The organism is Salinivibrio proteolyticus (genome assembly GCF_027286365.1).
Taxonomy (GTDB): domain Bacteria; phylum Pseudomonadota; class Gammaproteobacteria; order Enterobacterales; family Vibrionaceae; genus Salinivibrio; species Salinivibrio proteolyticus.
Genome location: NZ_CP114584.1, coordinates 108549 through 126461 on the forward strand (window position 1 = coordinate 108549; position 17913 = coordinate 126461).

At 53.9% G+C, this 17913-nt stretch carries 20 protein-coding genes; 12 read left to right on the top strand and 8 right to left on the bottom strand.

The window, feature by feature from the left end:
• The first annotated feature begins 4 nt into the window (after positions 1–4).
• Positions 5–871, top strand: a complete 867-nt coding sequence (locus N7E60_RS00535) for a cytochrome c oxidase subunit 3 (protein ID WP_269597848.1) — start codon at positions 5–7, stop codon at positions 869–871.
• A 1-nt stretch (position 872) separates the two neighbouring features.
• Here the strand turns inward: N7E60_RS00535 and N7E60_RS00540 are convergent, their stop codons facing one another.
• Positions 873–1079 carry a DUF2909 family protein gene (locus N7E60_RS00540; RefSeq protein WP_077455019.1) on the bottom strand — a complete coding sequence of 69 codons (207 nt, stop codon included), beginning with the start codon at positions 1077–1079 and terminating at the stop codon, positions 873–875.
• A gap of 45 nt (positions 1080–1124) precedes the next feature.
• Here N7E60_RS00540 and N7E60_RS00545 point away from each other — a divergent pair, with 45 nt between their 5' ends.
• Genes N7E60_RS00545 through cyoE form a run of 4 tightly spaced genes read left to right on the top strand, consistent with a single transcriptional unit; the run spans position 1125 to position 4270 of the window.
• The gene (locus tag N7E60_RS00545) at positions 1125–1850 is read left to right on the top strand and encodes an SURF1 family protein (protein WP_269597849.1); all 726 of its coding nucleotides are present in this window, start codon (positions 1125–1127) and stop codon (positions 1848–1850) included.
• Positions 1847–2368, top strand: coding sequence for a hypothetical protein (locus tag N7E60_RS00550; RefSeq protein ID WP_269597850.1), 522 nt, complete (start codon positions 1847–1849; stop codon positions 2366–2368). The genes N7E60_RS00545 and N7E60_RS00550 overlap by 4 nt, the downstream gene beginning before the upstream one ends.
• Before the next feature lie 2 nt (positions 2369–2370).
• A complete protein-coding gene (locus N7E60_RS00555) occupies positions 2371–3393 on the top strand; it encodes a COX15/CtaA family protein (protein ID WP_269597851.1) in 1023 nt (340 codons plus the stop codon).
• Positions 3368–4270 carry a heme o synthase gene (cyoE, locus tag N7E60_RS00560; RefSeq protein WP_077455022.1) on the top strand — a complete coding sequence of 301 codons (903 nt, stop codon included), beginning with the start codon at positions 3368–3370 and terminating at the stop codon, positions 4268–4270. The genes N7E60_RS00555 and cyoE overlap by 26 nt, the downstream gene beginning before the upstream one ends.
• Positions 4271–4274: 4 nt before the next feature.
• Here the strand turns inward: cyoE and N7E60_RS00565 are convergent, their stop codons facing one another.
• Entirely contained in the window at positions 4275–4523 is a 249-nt protein-coding gene (locus N7E60_RS00565) for a DUF3862 domain-containing protein (RefSeq protein ID WP_069589015.1), read from the bottom strand.
• Positions 4524–4742: 219 nt separating this feature from the next.
• Here N7E60_RS00565 and dinF point away from each other — a divergent pair, with 219 nt between their 5' ends.
• On the top strand, positions 4743–6083 hold the full coding sequence (dinF, locus tag N7E60_RS00570) for an MATE family efflux transporter DinF (RefSeq protein ID WP_269597853.1): 1341 nt from the start codon (positions 4743–4745) through the stop codon (positions 6081–6083).
• Between the two features lie 58 nt (positions 6084–6141).
• Here dinF and nfuA read toward each other — a convergent pair whose 3' ends face one another.
• Both nfuA and N7E60_RS00580 read right to left on the bottom strand, forming a co-directional pair.
• Positions 6142–6726, bottom strand: a complete 585-nt coding sequence (gene nfuA, locus N7E60_RS00575; RefSeq protein ID WP_077455024.1) for a Fe-S biogenesis protein NfuA — start codon at positions 6724–6726, stop codon at positions 6142–6144.
• Positions 6727–6831: 105 nt separating this feature from the next.
• Positions 6832–7548 carry a ComF family protein gene (locus N7E60_RS00580; RefSeq protein ID WP_269597854.1) on the bottom strand — a complete coding sequence of 239 codons (717 nt, stop codon included), beginning with the start codon at positions 7546–7548 and terminating at the stop codon, positions 6832–6834.
• A 40-nt stretch (positions 7549–7588) separates the two neighbouring features.
• On the opposite strand from N7E60_RS00580, the gene bioH reads away from it, so the two are divergent.
• From bioH to N7E60_RS00595, 3 genes are all read left to right on the top strand, one after another.
• Positions 7589–8377, top strand: coding sequence for a pimeloyl-ACP methyl ester esterase BioH (gene bioH, locus N7E60_RS00585; RefSeq protein ID WP_077455026.1), 789 nt, complete (start codon positions 7589–7591; stop codon positions 8375–8377).
• Positions 8378–8513: 136 nt separating this feature from the next.
• Positions 8514–8813, top strand: coding sequence for a hypothetical protein (locus tag N7E60_RS00590; protein ID WP_371414238.1), 300 nt, complete (start codon positions 8514–8516; stop codon positions 8811–8813).
• Between the two features lie 64 nt (positions 8814–8877).
• Complete coding sequence (locus N7E60_RS00595; RefSeq protein WP_069589003.1) at positions 8878–9351, top strand: ATP-dependent Lon protease; 474 nt, start codon at positions 8878–8880, stop codon at positions 9349–9351.
• 64 nt (positions 9352–9415) lie between these two features.
• Here N7E60_RS00595 and N7E60_RS00600 read toward each other — a convergent pair whose 3' ends face one another.
• Together N7E60_RS00600 and greB are read right to left on the bottom strand one after the other, a co-directional pair.
• Positions 9416–11731 (bottom strand): Tex family protein, encoded by a 2316-nt coding sequence (locus N7E60_RS00600; RefSeq protein WP_269597855.1) that lies wholly within the window; start codon positions 11729–11731, stop codon positions 9416–9418.
• A gap of 75 nt (positions 11732–11806) precedes the next feature.
• Complete coding sequence (greB, locus tag N7E60_RS00605) at positions 11807–12301, bottom strand: transcription elongation factor GreB (protein WP_069588996.1); 495 nt, start codon at positions 12299–12301, stop codon at positions 11807–11809.
• 228 nt (positions 12302–12529) lie between these two features.
• Here greB and ompR point away from each other — a divergent pair, with 228 nt between their 5' ends.
• From ompR to N7E60_RS00620, 3 genes are all read left to right on the top strand, one after another.
• Complete coding sequence (gene ompR, locus N7E60_RS00610; protein ID WP_167313823.1) at positions 12530–13246, top strand: osmolarity response regulator transcription factor OmpR; 717 nt, start codon at positions 12530–12532, stop codon at positions 13244–13246.
• 3 nt (positions 13247–13249) lie between these two features.
• Positions 13250–14584: a two-component system sensor histidine kinase EnvZ gene (gene envZ, locus N7E60_RS00615; protein ID WP_269597856.1), complete on the top strand. Its 1335-nt coding sequence runs from the start codon at positions 13250–13252 to the stop codon at positions 14582–14584.
• 93 nt (positions 14585–14677) lie between these two features.
• Positions 14678–15073, top strand: a complete 396-nt coding sequence (locus N7E60_RS00620) for a GntR family transcriptional regulator (protein ID WP_077479794.1) — start codon at positions 14678–14680, stop codon at positions 15071–15073.
• Here N7E60_RS00620 and recG read toward each other — a convergent pair.
• Both recG and trmH read right to left on the bottom strand, forming a co-directional pair.
• Positions 15058–17136: an ATP-dependent DNA helicase RecG gene (gene recG / locus N7E60_RS00625; RefSeq protein WP_077455030.1), complete on the bottom strand. Its 2079-nt coding sequence runs from the start codon at positions 17134–17136 to the stop codon at positions 15058–15060. The two genes, N7E60_RS00620 and recG, sit on opposite strands and share 16 nt — an antisense overlap.
• Before the next feature lie 12 nt (positions 17137–17148).
• Positions 17149–17856: a tRNA (guanosine(18)-2'-O)-methyltransferase TrmH gene (trmH, locus tag N7E60_RS00630; protein ID WP_269597857.1), complete on the bottom strand. Its 708-nt coding sequence runs from the start codon at positions 17854–17856 to the stop codon at positions 17149–17151.
• Between the last annotated feature and the right edge of the window lie 57 nt (positions 17857–17913).

The following is a 17913-nucleotide window of genomic DNA, read 5'->3' on the forward strand; positions in this document are numbered from 1 at the left end:
GCTCATGGCGACGCCTGAACGTTATTATGTCCCAGCGGCGAGTGTTTGGCCGATTGTCGGTGCGGTGGCGCTGTTTTTAATCGCTGCTGGCGCGGGGGCGACCGTGGGTGGTTTATTTGGTGGCAGCGGCCCTTGGCTGTTGCTGGCAGGCACCGTGCTTATTTTGATTATGCTCACCGGCTGGTTTCGCGACGTGATCCGCGAATCCATGCAAGGTCTGTACTCGGCGCAAATGGACCGCTCTTTTCGCCAGGGAATGAGCTGGTTTATTTTCTCTGAGGTGATGTTTTTTGGTGCCTTCTTCGGCGCGCTCTTTTATGCCCGCTTTATCGCCGTTCCGTGGCTGGGGGGCGCGAGTAACAATGCGATGACGGCCGCGGTATTGTGGCCAGATTTCGTCGCTCAGTGGCCACTCACGTTGACCCCGGGCGGGATTGAAACCACCGCGATGCCCGCGATGGGGTTACCGCTGTTAAACACCTTTATCCTCCTGACCTCTTCTGTGACGCTCCAGATTGCCCATACCGCGATGGAGAAAAACCAACGGGGGCGAATTAAAAGCTTCCTATTGGCCACGGTGTTATTAGGCGCATTGTTTATGTTTTTTCAGGGCGAAGAATATATCCATGCTTACCAAGAAATGGATCTACGTCTCGACTCTGGGGTCTATGGCAACACCTTTTATTTATTAACTGGCTTTCATGGCCTACACGTTACATTAGGCACCATCATGTTGTTTGTGATTTGGTTACGTGTATTACGCGGCCACTTCACGCCGACACAACACTTTGGTTTTCAAGCCAGTGCTTGGTATTGGCACTTTGTCGATGTGGTCTGGCTATGCTTGTTTGTCTTTGTGTATATCTTGTAGCTCAGTAAGGACGCGGGTTAGGGGTAATCCAGCCCATTGAGAGCGCCAATAAAAGCAGTAAGAAGATGCAGACGGAAAATAAAACGCGACGGCCCAAAAAGCGAGATAAAGGCACGGAGCGATCGCCATTGAGCAAGACAGGAATGGCACGAAATAAGTTAAATAAAATAAAGATCAGCAAACAAATCAGAATAGCTTTGACCAGCATAAGCGCTCCTTAGCGCAATAGGTAATCATGAAACAAGGACGGCGAATGGGGTTTCTGATATTGACTGTGGTTGTGGTCGCGCTACTCGTCAAGTTAAGTCATTGGCAATGGACGCGTGGCGTGCAAAAAGCGCAACACTTGGCACAGTTTGAGGCTAATCAAGCCCCCAACTCACTTTCAGGCATGGTGCGAAAAGGCCAACGGTTGGCGCTCGACGGCCAGTTTCGCCCTGAATTTGCCGTGTGGCTGGATAATCAGACCCACCAAGGTCAGGTTGGCTATCGCCTTTTTCTTCCTTTTGTGCCGAGCCAACAGCCATCGCCGAGTCAACAGTCATCGCAATGGTGGCTGGTGGAATTGGGCTGGGTGGCCGCGCCAGCATTGCGCCGCTTGCCGGCCGTGCCCGTGTTGGCATCGCGCTACCAGCTGTCTGGTTTTGTCGATACACCCTCTGAGCGGGTGGTACTCAAGGAGGAAACGGCATCGCACGCCTGGCCCGCTCGGGTTCAGCGCATTGATTTAAAAGTACTTAACGCCCAACTGACAACGCTGAATACGCAGTGGTTGATACGGACAGAAACATTGATGGATGTGACCACGCCGAGTCGGGATGCCTTGGCGCAAGCGGGGATTACGCCGGTGTGGCAGCCGGTGGTGATGCCACCGGTAAAACATTATGGCTATGCCTTGCAATGGGCACTCATGGCGCTCGCAGTCAGTATTGGCGCGGGCATCTGGTGGTACAAAACAAAACAGAGGGAAGCGGTGTGAAAGGACGCATGACGCTCGCAGCATTGATTGGTATTTTTGTCCTGCCTGTGGTGGTGGCGAAATTGGTGCTAGAGCAAAGCTGGTATGAAAAAGGGGTCACTAATTACGGACAGTTTCTCGCTGAGCCGGCGACCTTGAATTGGTTGCCTGAGCAAGGCCAGTGGCGGTTGATTTATCGGGTGCCAGAGCAATGTGACGCTGTATGCGAGCAAGCCTTGTTTCAGTTAACACAAATTCCGATTGCGGTCGGCAAAGAGCGCGATCGGGTCACTAGCGTGGCACTGACAAGTACCACCCCTAACGCACCGGAGGTACTGACATGGCAAACCCTGACGACGGAACAGGCGCAGGCATGGCAGCAGCAAGCATTTGATAAAAATACCATTTACCTTAGCGATCCGATGAACAATGTGGTGCTGGCCTATCCTGTCAGTGACGATAAAACGAAGTGGGTAGCGCAAGGCAAAGGTTTATTGCGTGATCTCAAACGGCTTCTTAAATTGTCGAAGGTAGGCTGATTATGGCAACGCGTCGCTACCAACTCGCCGTCTTATCGACACTGATACTGGCCGTGCTGGTGGTTGGACTTGGCGCGTTTACCCGCCTTACCGAAGCGGGACTGGGTTGCCCAGACTGGCCTGGATGCTATGGCCATTTGGCAGTACCGGCCAGTGAAAGCGCGCAATCGGTCGCCATGTCGCGTTTCCCAGATGCGCCGCTTGATATCAATAAAGCATGGAATGAAATGTTGCACCGCTACGTGGCGGGCACCTTAGGGCTGGCGATTTTTGCGTTGGCGTGGATCAGCTGGCGACGTCCTGACTATCAGGCTTTACGACCACTGACCACCTTGCTCAGTGTAGTGGTCATCGCGCAAGCCGCCCTAGGGATGTGGACCGTGACTTTAAGTTTGATGCCGGTGGTGGTGATGGCGCACTTACTCGGTGGTTTCACCACGGTATGCTTGCTAGTTTGGCTGGCGGTGGCGACAGGCGCGCTCCGATTGCCGGTGTTTTCGATGTCGTCATCCGCGCGCCGCGTGGGCACGTTGGCTTTGGTCGCGGTGATTGTACAAATCGGTCTCGGCGGCTGGACCTCCGCCAACTATGCCGCCACCGTCTGCACTCAGCTACCTATCTGCGAAAGCCCTTGGTGGCAGCTTTTCACCCCTTCCGCCTTTCATCCCGTCAGTCCTCTTAGCGAAACCTATCAATTTGGCGTGCTGAACCATGCCGAGCGGGTGACCATCCATGCTACCCATCGTCTGGGCGCCATGGTGGTCACTGTATTAGTGCTCGCTTGGGCATGGATGCTGTGGCGTGCTGGGGCGCGCGCGCTGGCAATGGCAGTGAGTGGTGTGCTGGCGATGCAAATTACGTTAGGGGTGACCAATGTGGTCGCGCTACTGCCGCTGAGTGTGGCGGTGGCACACAACTTAGGGGGATTATCACTGTTGGTTACGTTGCTGATCACTCGTCGTTTATCTCTTTCCTCGTCACTATCCCAAGGAGCTCGTGATGGCACAGTTTCAACGTACCGCTAGTGTTTCGACACGGGTTGGCGCCAATTGGCGTGATTATTACGAGCTGACCAAACCGCGTGTGGTTGCTATGTTGCTTCTCACCGCGTTGGTGGGCATGTGCTTAGCCACTCCCGGTTGGCCACCTTGGTCGGCGGTGCTGGTGGGATTGTTTGGCATTGGTGCGCAAGCCAGCGCAGCGGCGGTGTTTAATCACGTTATCGACTGGAAAATTGACACGAAAATGCAGCGCACCCGCCATCGCCCCGTAGCCGAGGGACGAGTGAGTCAAGGCGCCGCGTTGGCCTTTGCGGTGATACTGATGGTGATGGGATTCATTGCCTGTTGGTGGCTGAACCCGCTCACGGCTTGGCTAACGTTTGCCAGTCTAGTCGGGTATGCGTTGGTGTATACCCAGTGGCTTAAACCCGCGACCCCGCAAAATATCGTGATTGGCGGGTTGGCGGGTGCAATGCCGCCTTTGCTAGGCTGGACCGCGGTGACCGGAGAGCTTCACGCCCACGCGCTGCTGCTGGTGATGATCATTTTTACTTGGACGCCGCCTCACTTTTGGGCGTTAGCGATACATCGCCGCCATGATTATGCTAAAGCCGATGTGCCGATGCTGCCTGTCACTCATGGGGTAGGGTTTACCCAAACTATGGTCTTGCTTTACACCCTACTGCTGGTCATCGTGGGCATTTTCCCTTGGCTGACTGGGATGAGTGGTTGGTTGTATCTGGTAGGGGCGACCACGTTAAATCTGGTCTTTGTCGGTTACGCTTGGCGACTGAAAACCCAGTCGCAAAAAGGCATCGCGTGGCAGACCTTTAAGTTCTCGATATGGCATATCTTCGCGACCTTTGTGGTGCTCCTTGCCGACCACGCGTTGCGCTATTAAGGGCCTACTTTAGCCCTTGCGCCGACAGTACGGTGGCTTTGTCGGCGACAAAAGACACTTTGATGTGCTTACCATCGCCGCCCCACACACAGTGGGTTAAGCCCATGGTGTCGTCGCATTGGCTAGGCTCGCCAATGTGGCTCACAACCGCGTCATAGCTCATGCCCACTTCGAGCTGATCGTAGTTTTGCTTGGTCACTTTCGAGCAACCCGCTAGCAATACCGCCAACACACAGGCAAAAAATACACGCATAACCTTTCCTTATTTACAGAGGTGATGAGCCTAGTTGGCGCAGTGCAACTGATGCAGTGCAATGGCCGCTCGTCGATTAGATTGTCGCAATGGTACACTGCTGCATCGATAAGGGCCACCCGCTGACCTTGCCGGTTATCGCTGCAATCGTGTTCTTTATCAAAAATGATACATCATTCTGACGTATAGCGTGGCGTCCAATACTGAGAACGAGGAAGTATGTGGCAGTCTCTCACTCAGCGTGAGCTTCATTGGCGGGTCTTATCGCTGGCTTTACCTATGGTGATCTCCAATATCACCGTCCCCCTATTAGGGGTAGTGGATGCCGCGGTGATCGGCCACTTAGACCATGCATGGTATTTAGGTGGTGTGGCGGTTGGCAGCACCATGATAAATGTGACCTTTTGGCTGTTGGGCTTTTTGCGTATGGCGACCACCGGGTTTACCGCGCAAGCCTATGGCGCGAGTGATAACCGTGAGTTGGCGGCCACTTTTGTGCGTGGCGCGTCCTTAGCGGGCTTGCTGGCTGTACTGTTGATCGCACTGCATGTGCCTATTTTAGAGGGGGTGATGCACTTTAGTGATGCCAGCGCCGAGGTGAAACATTACGCGAGTCAGTACTTCTCCATTCGGATCTTTAGTGCGCCGGCGACCTTGATGAACTTGGTGATCATGGGTTGGCTATTGGGGGCGCAAAATGCGCGCCAGCCGATGTGGCTGCTGATTGTGGTTAACAGTGCCAATATTGTCCTTGATTTGCTGTTTGTGGTGGGTCTCGATATGAAAGTCGAAGGAGCTGCTGCAGCGAGTGTGGCTGCCGATTATCTCGGCCTCATGTTGGGGCTCTATTTTGTCAAAGGTATCTGGCAATCGCGTCAGTTACCGACCGTTCGGTCGGTGTTTGAGCGCGGGCTAACTGGGATGAGCCGCTTGCTTAAGCTTAATCGAGACATCTTTTTACGCAGCCTTAGCTTGCAGTTGGCGTTTACCTTTATGACCTTCCAAGGGGCGACACTCGGTGATGACATTGTGGCCGCCAATGCGGTGCTGATGAGTTTTCTGATGCTGATTTCTTTTGCAATGGACGGCTTTGCCTATGCGATGGAGGCAATGGTGGGTAGAGCGATTGGCGCGCAGAGCAAGTCTGCGTTGTTGGTGTCATTGATAGGTAGCACGTTTTGGTCGTTGGTGATTTGCCTGGCTATCACGCTGGCATTTGGTGTGGCAGGCCGTCACATCATTGCGCTGATTTCTGACATCGAGGCGGTGCGTGACCAAGCGGCGCGTTATTTACCTTGGCTAGTGGCCATGCCTTTAGTGTCGATGTGGTGCTTTTTGCTCGATGGTATCTTTATTGGTGCGACGCGGGGTAAAGACATGCGCAATGGGATGTTCGTCGCCACCGCCGGCTTTTTTGTTGCATGGTGGCTAGCGCAAGATTGGGGCAATCACGCCCTGTGGTTAGCGATGCTTACTTTTATGGCGCTACGAGGGCTCAGTCTCGCGGTGTGCTTTGTTTACCACTGGCGACGAGATAGCTTTTTTGACGTCACGCACTGAGACCTATCAACAAAAAAACAGGCCAGTTGGCCTGTTTTTGCGATGGAAGGGCAGCGTCTTAATAGTAAGAGTGATCGCCACGCGCGTGCTCGGTCACATCGCGCACACCCTTTAGCTCGCCGCTGAACTCGGCCAGCAACTGCTTTTCGATCCCTTCTTTTAAGGTCACGTCTACCATTGAACAGCCATTGCAACCGCCACCGAATTGCAAAATCGCCACGGCGTCATCGGTGATTTCAATCAAGTTAACATGGCCGCCATGGCTGGCAAGCTGTGGGTTGACTTGGCTTTGAATCACGTAATCAACACGCTCCATCAAAGGCGCATCGGAGGCCACTTTCCGCATTTTCGCATTCGGTGCTTTCAGCGTCAGCTGTGAGCCCATTTTATCGGTGACAAAGTCGATTTCCGCTTCGTCTAAAAACGGTAGGCTTAGCTCATCAATGAAAGCAGAGAAGCCGTTGAATTTGAGTTCGGTATCGCTGCTTTCTACTGCTTCGGGTGGACAATAAGAAACACCGCACTCGGCGTTTGGCGTGCCTGGGTTAACCACAAACACGCGAATATTGGTGCCCTCGGGCTGTTGCTCAAGCAACTTCACAAAGTGGCTTTGTGCATTTTCTGAAATTTTGACTTCTGACACGACAAATACCTGACTAATCCAGTGTGTTTTGTACAGTGTACTCCGGTTTTTACTTGCTATCACCCCTTGTTCAATGTGGCTAATTTATGGTCACTGCGGTTTATCTCAAGGGAGCTTGGTCCGCGCAATACAATAAATATCGACCCGTTTCGCACCCGCTCGGCGCAACAAACGGCAAAGTTGACTGACCGTTTCTCCGGTTGTCACCACGTCGTCGACAAGCGCAACATGCTCTGCCGGCAATGCACCGTGCAAGCGAAATGCCCCGCGCAGGTTCTTCAGTCGCGCAGATCTATCCAACCCTTGCTGAGGCGAGGTATGGCGAGTACGCCTTAGATAGTGATTGACGACTTGGCTGTCGAGCCGCTGTTGTAGCGCCCATGCCAGATGGGCGCTTTGGTTAAAGCCGCGTTGTAGCCGTCGCCGCCAGTGTAAGGGAACAGGCAGTAAGACTGGGGCTGGCGTGTCGATTTTCTCGCTGAGCAGCGTGGCGAACGGAAGGGCGAGCTCGAAGTCTCCTTGATATTTAAAGCGGTGAACCAAATCAGGGAGCGGGTCGAGGTAGGCACTGATCGCGGTAAGCGTATGCCACGCAGGTGGATGGCTGAGGCACTGACCACAATGTGTTTGAGGGGTGAGCACCGGCAAGCCACAACATTGACACCCGTAGGCCTGATGATGTTTATCCCAGCACGCATCGCAGCACAAGGTGTGATCGGCAGGGAGGGATAAGCGACACACGGGGCACTGATGGGGCAAAGATTTGCCCCTAATGCTTTGCCAAACGCCAGCAAGGCGAGGGGGATGAATTGCTGGTATCATAGCCATCCTGATGAAAAAGAGTACAAAGGCAGTGTAAAGCATGGCGTTATGTGATTGGCAATCTTACGGACAAGGCCCCGATCTGGTTCTCATTCATGGTTGGGGAATGAACAGTGCTGTTTGGTCGCTTATCTTGCCGTATCTCACTGCAAACTACCGAGTTCATTGTGTTGACTTGCCCGGATTTGGGTTGAGCCCCGCACAGCCGGGGCTTGATTTAGAACAACTGGCACAAGTGTTGCTTAAAGAATCACCAGCGCAAGCAACTTGGTTGGGCTGGTCACTGGGCGGATTGGTGGCCACGCAAGCGGCCCTGCTCGCGCCCCATCGTTTGACGGGGCTCGTGACGGTCGCAAGCTCACCCAAGTTTGTCGCGGAACCGGGATGGCGAGGCATTAAACCCGCGGTGCTGAATGCATTTGCCTCACAGCTTGAGCAGGATTTTTCTTTGACCGTGGAGCGATTTATGGCGCTGCAGGCCATGGGGTCGCCCACTGCGAAGAAGGACATTAAAGCGCTCAAGCAGGCAGTGTTTTCACGACCTGCACCGGATCCTCAGGCTCTGGCCGATGGTTTGCAAATACTGGCTTCGGCGGATTTACGTCAAGCATGCCAGTCAATTCGCTTACCTTGGCTGCGGTTGTACGGTCGCCTCGATGGTTTGGTGCCTGTCGCCGTGGCGGGACAGATGGACGCTTGGTTACCGCATTCACCGAGTGAGGTGTTTGCACACAGTGCCCATGCCCCTTTTGTCACTGAGCCTGACGGTGTGGTAGACAGGCTCACCGCCTTTCTGGCAACCAATTGCCGCCCTGACTGCGCGCGCTGAACGATTTTTGGCAGAATTGACTAAATCTTGTCATTCCTCTGCCGATAAGTTAACTATGTCACTTGCTCTGGTATGAGGAGAGACCATAATGAACGTAGGCAACGTTGGGCAGTCTCAGGCCTATCATCCTCAGTCGATGAAGCCAAAATCGCCGCCGCAAACGCAACCAAATGCGGACAAAGAGGTCAAAGATACAAAGCCCGCTGAGACAGCGGCCACCCCAGCGGTGAAAGACGTCAAGGATGCGAAAGCAGCCAAAAACGCTGAAGGCGTTGACAAGTCTAAAGAGAAATCATCGGTTGAATCCTTTACTTATGGCGCGTTGGGCATGGACCATCCGGACAAAGTGAAGGAAAACGATGATACCGCCTATAACGCAGGACAATTTTTGTCTGCGCTGGGAACAATAGGCACAATACTCGCGGTTGTCGTCTAAAATATAAGGAGACGAGGCCGGACTGACAATGAGGCCTTCAGCTGATGTTGGGAGGTAGCATCAGATGAATATATCGCCAGCAAGCGTCAGTATCCCAACTGTCGCGCCATCGGTGAACCCGCCAACTGAGCAAGTTGCGCGGGAAAATCGCGTGCGCGAAAAAATTGTTCCGACCAAACAGCCGCCCGCGCTGGATCATGAAAAACCAGCGACGGAGCAAGACAAGCAACTGCGTAATCCGTCGTGGGATCCGTCGCAGCACCCCAATTATTCTTTCGACTATACCCCTGAGTCATTTAAAGACGCCGACTACAACGGCGCCAATGTTGCTAACCGCATTGATGCCATCACACGTAGCGAGCCCGGAGACGAGGCGCGACCAGAAAACGGCTATCCGTTGGGGCTCAAAATGCCCGAAGAGGTGTTGGAGAAAATTGAGCAGCTGCAAAGATTTGAACGCACCCGTGCGGTGGTCGCGATGCGCTACCAGCAAGCGACCGTGGCGAATATGCCATCAGAAGTATTAATTGTGATTTAAGCTCGGTCCGTTGAGCCGATTGACGTTAAAGCCCCGCCAAGACGAGCGGGGCTTTTTTGCGTCATTAAGAGCGCTTGGCGCGGGCAAAGGCATCTGCCATGCTCCCGCCGATAGGTTTGGCGGGTTGACGAGGCGCCTTGCGTGATGGGCGATGCTGTCCCGCTTTGTGGTTATCGCCTTGACCTTGGGGCGCACTGTCGCCTGAAGGGGTATCGTCCAAACGCATGGATAAGCCAATCCGTTTGCGTGGTACATCCACCTCCATCACTTTGACTTTAACCACATCTCCGGCTTTGACCACATCGCGAGGGTCACTGACAAAGCGATTCGATAGGGCGGAGATGTGCACCAAGCCGTCTTGGTGAACTCCGACATCGACAAAGGCGCCAAAGTGCGTCACGTTGGTCACCACGCCTTCCAGTTGCATTCCGGGCTTCAGGTCGCTGACTTGATTGATGCCTTCCGCAAAGGTGGCGGTCTTAAACTCAGGACGCGGGTCGCGGCCGGGTTTTGCCAACTCGTTAAGCACGTCGGTAACCGTGATCGCCCCAAAGCTATCATCCGCAAACTCTTTCGCGTTCAGGCTTTGCAAGAAACGGCTGTTACCGACGAGTGCCTCGACGGCTTTGCCGGTTTTCTCCGCAATGCGTTTGACCAAAGAATAGGTTTCTGGGTGAACGCCAGAGCGATCCAGCGGGTTGGCACCGTCCATTACCCGTAAAAAGCCCGCACATTGCTCGAATGCTTTAGGGCCAAGACGCGGCACTTTCAGCAGGGTTTTACGATCGCCAAAGCGGCCATTTTCATCACGAAAAGCGACAATATTTTGCGCCATGGTTTGGCTTAAGCCAGCGACACGAGTCAGGAGTGGCGCCGATGCACTGTTCAGATCCACGCCGACCGCGTTCACACAGTCTTCGACCACAGCATCGAGTTTTTTGGCAAGCTGACTTTGAGAGACATCGTGCTGATATTGGCCTACACCAATCGATTTCGGGTCAATTTTAACCAGTTCGGCCAGTGGGTCTTGCAGGCGGCGGGCGATAGAAACGGCACCACGCAGCGAGACATCAAGGTCGGGAAATTCATTCGCAGCTAATTCCGATGCCGAATACACCGAGGCGCCCGCCTCACTGACCATGACGGTCTGAATGGCTAAGCCGGCCTGACTCAGCATGGTTTTGGCAAACGCTTCGGTCTCGCGGGAGGCGGTGCCGTTGCCGATTGCGATGAGGTTGACCTGATGACGTTTAATTAAATTGAGCACCGTTTTGCTCGCCCCATTTATGTCGTGACGCGGAGCGGTAGGATAAATGGTGGCGGTATCGAGCAATTTCCCCGTACCGTCCACCACGGCCACCTTACAGCCGGTACGCAAACCCGGATCAATGCCGAGCGTACAGCGTGGGCCCGCGGGAGCGGCCATCAGAACGTCTTTCAGGTTGGCGGCAAAGACATCAATGGCGTCGCTTTCGGCCCGCTCTTTCAAACTGGCCATAAGCTCAGTCTCAAGGTGCATGAGTATTTTGACTCGCCACGCGAACGCGATAACTTGCTTACGCCAACGATCGGCGGGCGCACTGCCCAAGGATAAGCCGTAATGCTCGGCAATCATGGTTTCGCAGATACTGCCTTTACTGTCTGATTCTTGGTCTGGGTCAGCGACTAAGGCCAGTTGCAAGACGCCTTCGTTGCGGCCACGTAGCATGGCCAAGGCGCGGTGAGAAGGCACTTTAGCGATCGGCTCTTGATGATCGAAGTAGTCTTTAAATTTCGCCCCAGCCTCTTCTTGGCCTGTGACAACACTTGCGCGTAACACCGCGTATTGGTTGAGATATTGACGAATTTTATCGAGCAAGGCGGCATCTTCAGCGAGGCGTTCCATCATGATGGCGCGGGCGCCGTCGAGTGCTGCCTTGGTGTCGGCGATGCCTTGCTCGGGATTGAGATAGGATTGGGCGAGCGTGTCAGGATCGTGCGACGCGTCTTGCCATAAGGCCTCGGCCAAGGGCGCTAGGCCTGCTTCAATGGCAATCTGTCCTTTGGTACGACGCTTGGGTTTATAGGGCAGATAGAGATCTTCCAAGCGGTTCTTGCTGTCCGCCGATAAAATGTCGCGACGCAAGCTATCGGTTAGTTTACCTTGCTCATCAATCGATTTTAGGATGGTGTCACGCCGAGCCTCCATTTCGCGCAAGTACACTAAGCGTGTTTCCAGCGTGCGCAGTTGGCTGTCATCCAGCCCTTGGGTGGCTTCTTTTCGATAGCGAGCAATAAAGGGGACGGTATTTCCGTCATCGAGCAGCGCAACGGCGGTTGCGACCTGGTTGGGTGAGACATTGAGCTCTTTAGCCAGGGTTTGAGTCAGTTGACTGTGCATGCATATCCTTTTGTAAACAAGCACGGCAGCACCGCAGCACTGCCATTGAATCTGTTTCTTTGACCCTTGTGGTCGTTAAGGTTCCCGTGAGTCGGTCTCGGTTGGGTAAGTGATTGTATTGACGAACCAATGCTTCTCGCCTTCAGGGGTTCGGACCACCACCTCATCATCGACCGCTTTTTTGAGCAGGGCGCGCGCCATGGGCGCATCAATCGAGATGTAGTCTTTACGATCGTAAATCTCATCAGGGCCAACAATCCGAAAGCGTTTGATATCGCCCGCCTCGTTTTCAATTTCTACCCAAGCGCCAAAAAAGACCCGCCCTTCTTGTTGGGGTGAGTAGTCGACAATGGTGAGTTCATTCAGCCGCTTGCGCAGATAACGGACGCGGCGGTCAATTTGTCGCAGCAAGCGCTTGTTATAGGTGTAGTCGGCATTCTCTGAGCGGTCGCCTAAACTTGCCGCCCAACTGACAATTTTGGTGATCTCTGGGCGTTTTTCATGCCACAGGTGGTCATGTTCCGCTTTGAGTGCGTTAAACCCTTCACGGGTGACCAGTTTGGTTTTCACGCAGCGTCTCCTTAACCCTCGCGAAGCCTCAATAAGTGATGCAATTTCAATGAGCAAATTACAAGAACCGAGCAAGCTTGTCGAGGCAACACTCGGTAACAATTTCTTCGTTGTTTCGTGGCGGAACCATCAGTGTCAATCCGCGCAAATGTGGCAAAATCCGGTATGATTACAGCAATGACTGCTTGATTTGTCGGCAGATAACCACATTGAGTATGAGGGTTAACCATGCAAGAAAACTATAAAATCCTAGTGGTGGATGATGATATGCGTCTGCGTTCGCTACTGGAGCGTTACCTAACTGAGCAGGGCTTCCAAGTGCGCAGTGTGGCCAATGCCGAACAGATGGATCGCTTGCTCGCGCGGGAAGCCTTTCACCTGATGGTCTTGGATCTGATGCTGCCGGGTGAAGATGGCTTATCTATCTGCCGCCGTTTGCGTCAGGCGAACAACCAATTACCGATTTTAATGCTCACCGCAAAGGGTGATGAAATTGACCGCATTGTCGGATTAGAAGTGGGCGCGGACGATTACTTGCCCAAGCCATTTAACCCACGGGAGCTATTGGCGCGTCTCCGTGCTGTCTTGCGCCGCCAAACCATTGAAGCGCCGGGCGCACCGAGTGCAGACACCAAGGTGGTCGAATTTGGCGAGTTTCGCCTCAACCTCGGTACACGGGAGATGTTCCGTAATGACGATCCGATGACGTTAACCTCGGGCGAATTTGCGGTCCTTAAAGCCTTGGTGACCAATGCGCGCGAGCCGTTATCACGCGACAAGCTGATGAATATGGCGCGCGGACGTGAGTACTCCGCGATGGAACGCTCCATTGACGTGCAAATCTCGCGATTGCGCCGCATGATTGAAGACGATCCGAGCAAGCCACGCTATATCCAGACCGTGTGGGGACTGGGCTACGTGTTTGTCCCTGACGGCGAGGTATAAGCGATGCGGATGTCGCCGCGCACCAACTTTGCCCGCACGCTTTTGATTTTGGCTGGCCTATTGATTGCCAGCCAAGTTTTTTCTTATCTCACCATCGTTAATTATGCCCTGCTCCCCAGCCTGCAGCAGTTCAATAAAATCCTGGCCTTTGAAGTGCGCTTGATGCTGGAAGAGGATTGGACGCTGAAAGACGGGGAAGTGCTGCACTTGGGTGAGCCCGTGCGTCGGCAACTGCTGGAACAAATTGGGGTGACCTTACATGCCCCCAATAGTGACGCCGCAGGCGCCTACCAAGACGCGATGCAGATCGATTATCTCAGTGCGCGGATGAGCGAAGAGCTGGGAACGCCGACCGAAGTGCGCCTTGTCAGCGGTGAAGACAGCTATGTACTGTGGTTAAAGTTTGACGCCATCGATGACTTTTTGATGCGTATTCCGCTTTCCGAACTGCATCAAGATGACTTTGCGCCCCTTTTCCAATACAGCCTGATTATTGCGTTGCTGGTGATTGCAGGTGGTTGGCTGTTTATTAAGATGCAAAATCGCCCACTGGTGACCTTAGAGCGTGCTGCGTTAGATGTGGCTGAAGGCCGGTTTCCTGAGCCTGTCGCTCCAAAAGGCGCCTCTGAAATTCAAGCGGTGACAGTGGCGTTTAATAAAATGTCTGCAGGCATACGTAAACTCGAAGAGGATCGTGCCTTGCTGATGGCAGGGGTGAGCCATGATTTGCGCACGCCGCTGACGCGCATTCGCTTGGCGACCGAAATGATGTCGCCGGACGATGAGTACCTTGCCGATAGCATCACCAAAGACACCGAAGAGTGCAACGAGATCATCAACCAGTTTATGGATTATCTGCGCGCGGTGCAGCAGCAAGACCCTGATCCGGTAGATTTAGCGAGCATTTGTCGTGATGTGGCGAATAGCCAACAGCTGGTGGGTATCGAGATGGATACCGAGTTGCTGCCTTTGTATGGCGAGTTGTATGCCAACTCGGTGGCGCTTAAGCGGGCCGTGACTAACTTGGTGGTTAACGCGGTCCGCTATGGCAACGGCTGGGTACGCATTCGTTGTGGCAGTACCGCCGATCATACCCACCAATGGGTCGAAGTTGAGGACAATGGACCGGGCATTGATGCGAGCCTAGAAGCGTCGCTTTTCCAGCCGTTCACGCGGGGTGATTCGGCTCGTGGTAGCGAGGGAACCGGACTGGGACTCGCCATTGTGAAACGGATTGTAGAACAACTGCGCGGCGATATTCGCTTGTCTTCCCGTACCGAAGGAGGGCTGAGGATCCAGATGACATTTCCGGTCAATCAAGGGCGTACTAAAAGCTAGTGTGCGCGTTGCCACGTTTTCTCCACGGCCTATTCGCGAAGGCGGATAGGCCGACCATACTGTCGTATAGAACTAATACACACACTATGGCCTATGCGACTTTGTTTAGATAAAAACGATCCTACCCCGAAATTTCAGCAATTGATTGAGCAAATCCAGCGTCAGATCGCCAGTGGTGCGCTGCGCTCAGGCGAGCGCTTGCCGTCGGTACGCGTGCTGGCGCGAGAGTTAAAGATGAACCCGATGACGGTCTCGCGCAGTTATCAGCAACTTGCCGAGCAAGGATGGTTAGAGCGAGTGCGAGGCGTTGGGATGAAAGTCAGCCAGCAAGCGCGTCCTGCTGAGCCTCATCAACGGTTGCAATATGTACAAGCGCCATTGGCGCATTTTATTCAGGTGGCCAATCAAGCCGGATATAGCAAATCCGAGGCCATGGCGTTGGTCATGGCCCACTGGGAGAGCGATATCGGCGATCATGCGTTGGAATAATGGGTTTTATGGCCAAGCCAACGTGCGATGATTGCGGCGGCGTGTTGCGGATAGTGTTGATGCAGGTGGTGCGCTAACTTCTGTACCTCGGGGATCAGCGCTTGGTCACGCACCAAATCGGCAATTTTAAACTCGGCCAAGCCGGTTTGCCGGGTACCGAGAAGCTCGCCGGGCCCGCGAATATCGAGATCGCGCTGTGCGATCACAAAGCCATCATTGCTCTCGCGCAGGACGCCCAAGCGTTGACTGGCGGTTTTAGACAAAGGGGCATGATACAAGAGCACACAGTGGCTGGCGACGGAGCCTCGACCGACACGGCCCCGTAATTGGTGAAGTTGTGCCAACCCGAGCCGCTCGGGGTTTTCAATGATCATCAAACTCGCATTGGGGACATCGACGCCCACTTCAATCACGGTAGTTGCGACCAACAAATGCAGCTCCCCTTGCTTAAAGGCTTGCATGACGGCTTGTTTTTCGGCCGCTTTCATGCGTCCGTGGACAAGGCCGACGGCAAGATGAGGAAGTGCCGCTTTGAGTGCGGTGGCGGTATCTTCAGCAGCTTGCGCTTCTAGAGCGTCGGATTCTTCAATCAAGGTACACACCCAATACGCTTGGCGGCCTTCACTGCAGGCGGCACTGACACGCGCAATAATGTCATCGCGACGCGTATCTGGCACGGCAACGGTTTGGATTGGCGTGCGTCCCGGGGGGAGCTCATCGATAATCGAGGTATCGAGATCGGCATACGCAGTCATCGCGAGAGTGCGCGGGATCGGGGTGGCTGTCATGATCAATTGATGTGGATGTGCCCCTTGTTGCTCGCCTTTCTCTCGCAGGGCGAGGCGTTGGTGAACACCAAAGCGGTGTTGCTCATCAATGATCACCAAGGCTAAATGGTCAAAGTCGACATGGGCTTGAAACAACGCATGCGTGCCGACCACCATTTTCGCCTCACCGCTGGCAATCCGTGCAAGTTCAGCGTCGCGCGCTTTGCCTTTAAGCTTACCGGCGAGCCAACCGACCTGAATACCCAACGGCTCCAGCCATTGGGCAAAATTCACCGCATGCTGTTCGGCCAATAGCTCCGTGGGGGCCATTAATGCGACTTGGTAACCGTGTTCGATAGCTTGCAGCGCCGCCAATACCGCAACCAGCGTCTTACCCGCGCCCACATCGCCTTGTACCAAGCGCATCATGGGGACGGGCTTAGCCAGATCGCGACTGATTTCATCGACCACGCGCGATTGTGCCCCTGTGGGTGAGAATGGCAGGTTGGCCAGCAATTGTTGGCTCAGCGCCCCATTCGGTGGCAACGGCGTGGCACTGACCGCTTGCGCTTGATGACGAACGGACAGCATCGACAGATGTTGGGCGAGTAATTCTTCAATAATTAAGCGACGTTGAGCAGGGTGTTGTCCGGCTTGCAAGGCCTCAAGTGACACCTCCGGTGGCGGACGATGCAAAAGGTGTAAGGCATCGCGTAATGAAAGCTGTCTATCATATAAGCCCTCAGGGAGTAACTCTTGTACACCACTTTTGTCCAGCAATGCCAACGCTTGGTCGGTTAGACTGCGCAAGGTAGCTTGGCGCAGCCCTTCGGTGGTGGGATAGACAGGTGTCAGGGTTTCTTCTAGCGCAAGTTCGGTAGGCTCAGAAAAGACTTTATAGTCAGGGTGAATGATTTCTAGGCCATGCTTACCGCGTTTTAGCTCGCCATAGGCCTTCACATGTTTGCCGATGGCGAGGCTGTTTTTCATCGCGGCGTTGAAGTTAAAAAAGCGTAGCGTCAGCGCACCATTGCCATCATGGATCCGCACGGTCAGCATGCGGCGGCGCCCAAACACAGTGTCATTGTGCGTCACTTCACCCTCAACGGTCGCGGTTTGTCCGGGGAGCAAACTGGCGATCGGCCAGACGCGTGTGCGATCTTCATAACGGTACGGCAAGTGAAACAAGACATCTTGAACCGTATACAACCCCAGCTTGGTCAGCTTTTCCGCCATTTTGGCGCCGACACCGGCCAGTGTTTCGACTGAGACAGCATTGAGCATGGATGATCGCATCAAAATAGTCCGTTATTTACTACGTTTGTGTTTGGCTGCCTGCATCGCAGACCACCATGCCTCATCAGCAACGATTTGCCCGTGTTCATCCAGCGGTGGATAGGGCAGCCCTTTTTGTTTGGCCACGCGTGCTAAAACAGGATGGCCCCGTTCAAACAGGATCTTGTGGACTTCTTCGTCCGGAATACGGGTGTGAGCCCGTTGGTACATACCCGCTAATTGGCGCTGTCGCTGGGCTTCATACAGAATAAGAGCACTCGCCACTGACACGTTTAATGACTGTACCATACCCACCATTGGGATGAGGATATCTTGATCCGCCTTATCGAGCGCTTCGCGACTGATGCCTTCTTTTTCTTGGCCTAATACAATAGCGGTAGGGCGGGTGTAATCGACGTTGCGAAAATCGATGGCGGTGTCGGATAAGTTGGTGACTAAGATCTGCATGCCTTGAGCGTGAAGCGCATCAAAGGCTTCGGCAGTCGAATCATGGGTTTGTACATCGACCCAGTTGCGAGAGCCGGCTGAGGTGCCACCCAAAGCGCGCATTTTACTGCCTTTTGGCCAGACGGCATGAAGACGATGTACGCCGACGGCATCCGCGGTGCGAATAATGGCAGAGATATTATTTGGCTTATGGACTTGTTCCATACACACGGTGAGATCAGGCTGGCGCTGAGCAAGCACTTGATGAATTCGTTCAAACCGTTCTGGTGTCATGGTGAGGTTCCGTTAGTTACACGATAGGAGAGAAACAAACTCGCCCACCAAAAGGCG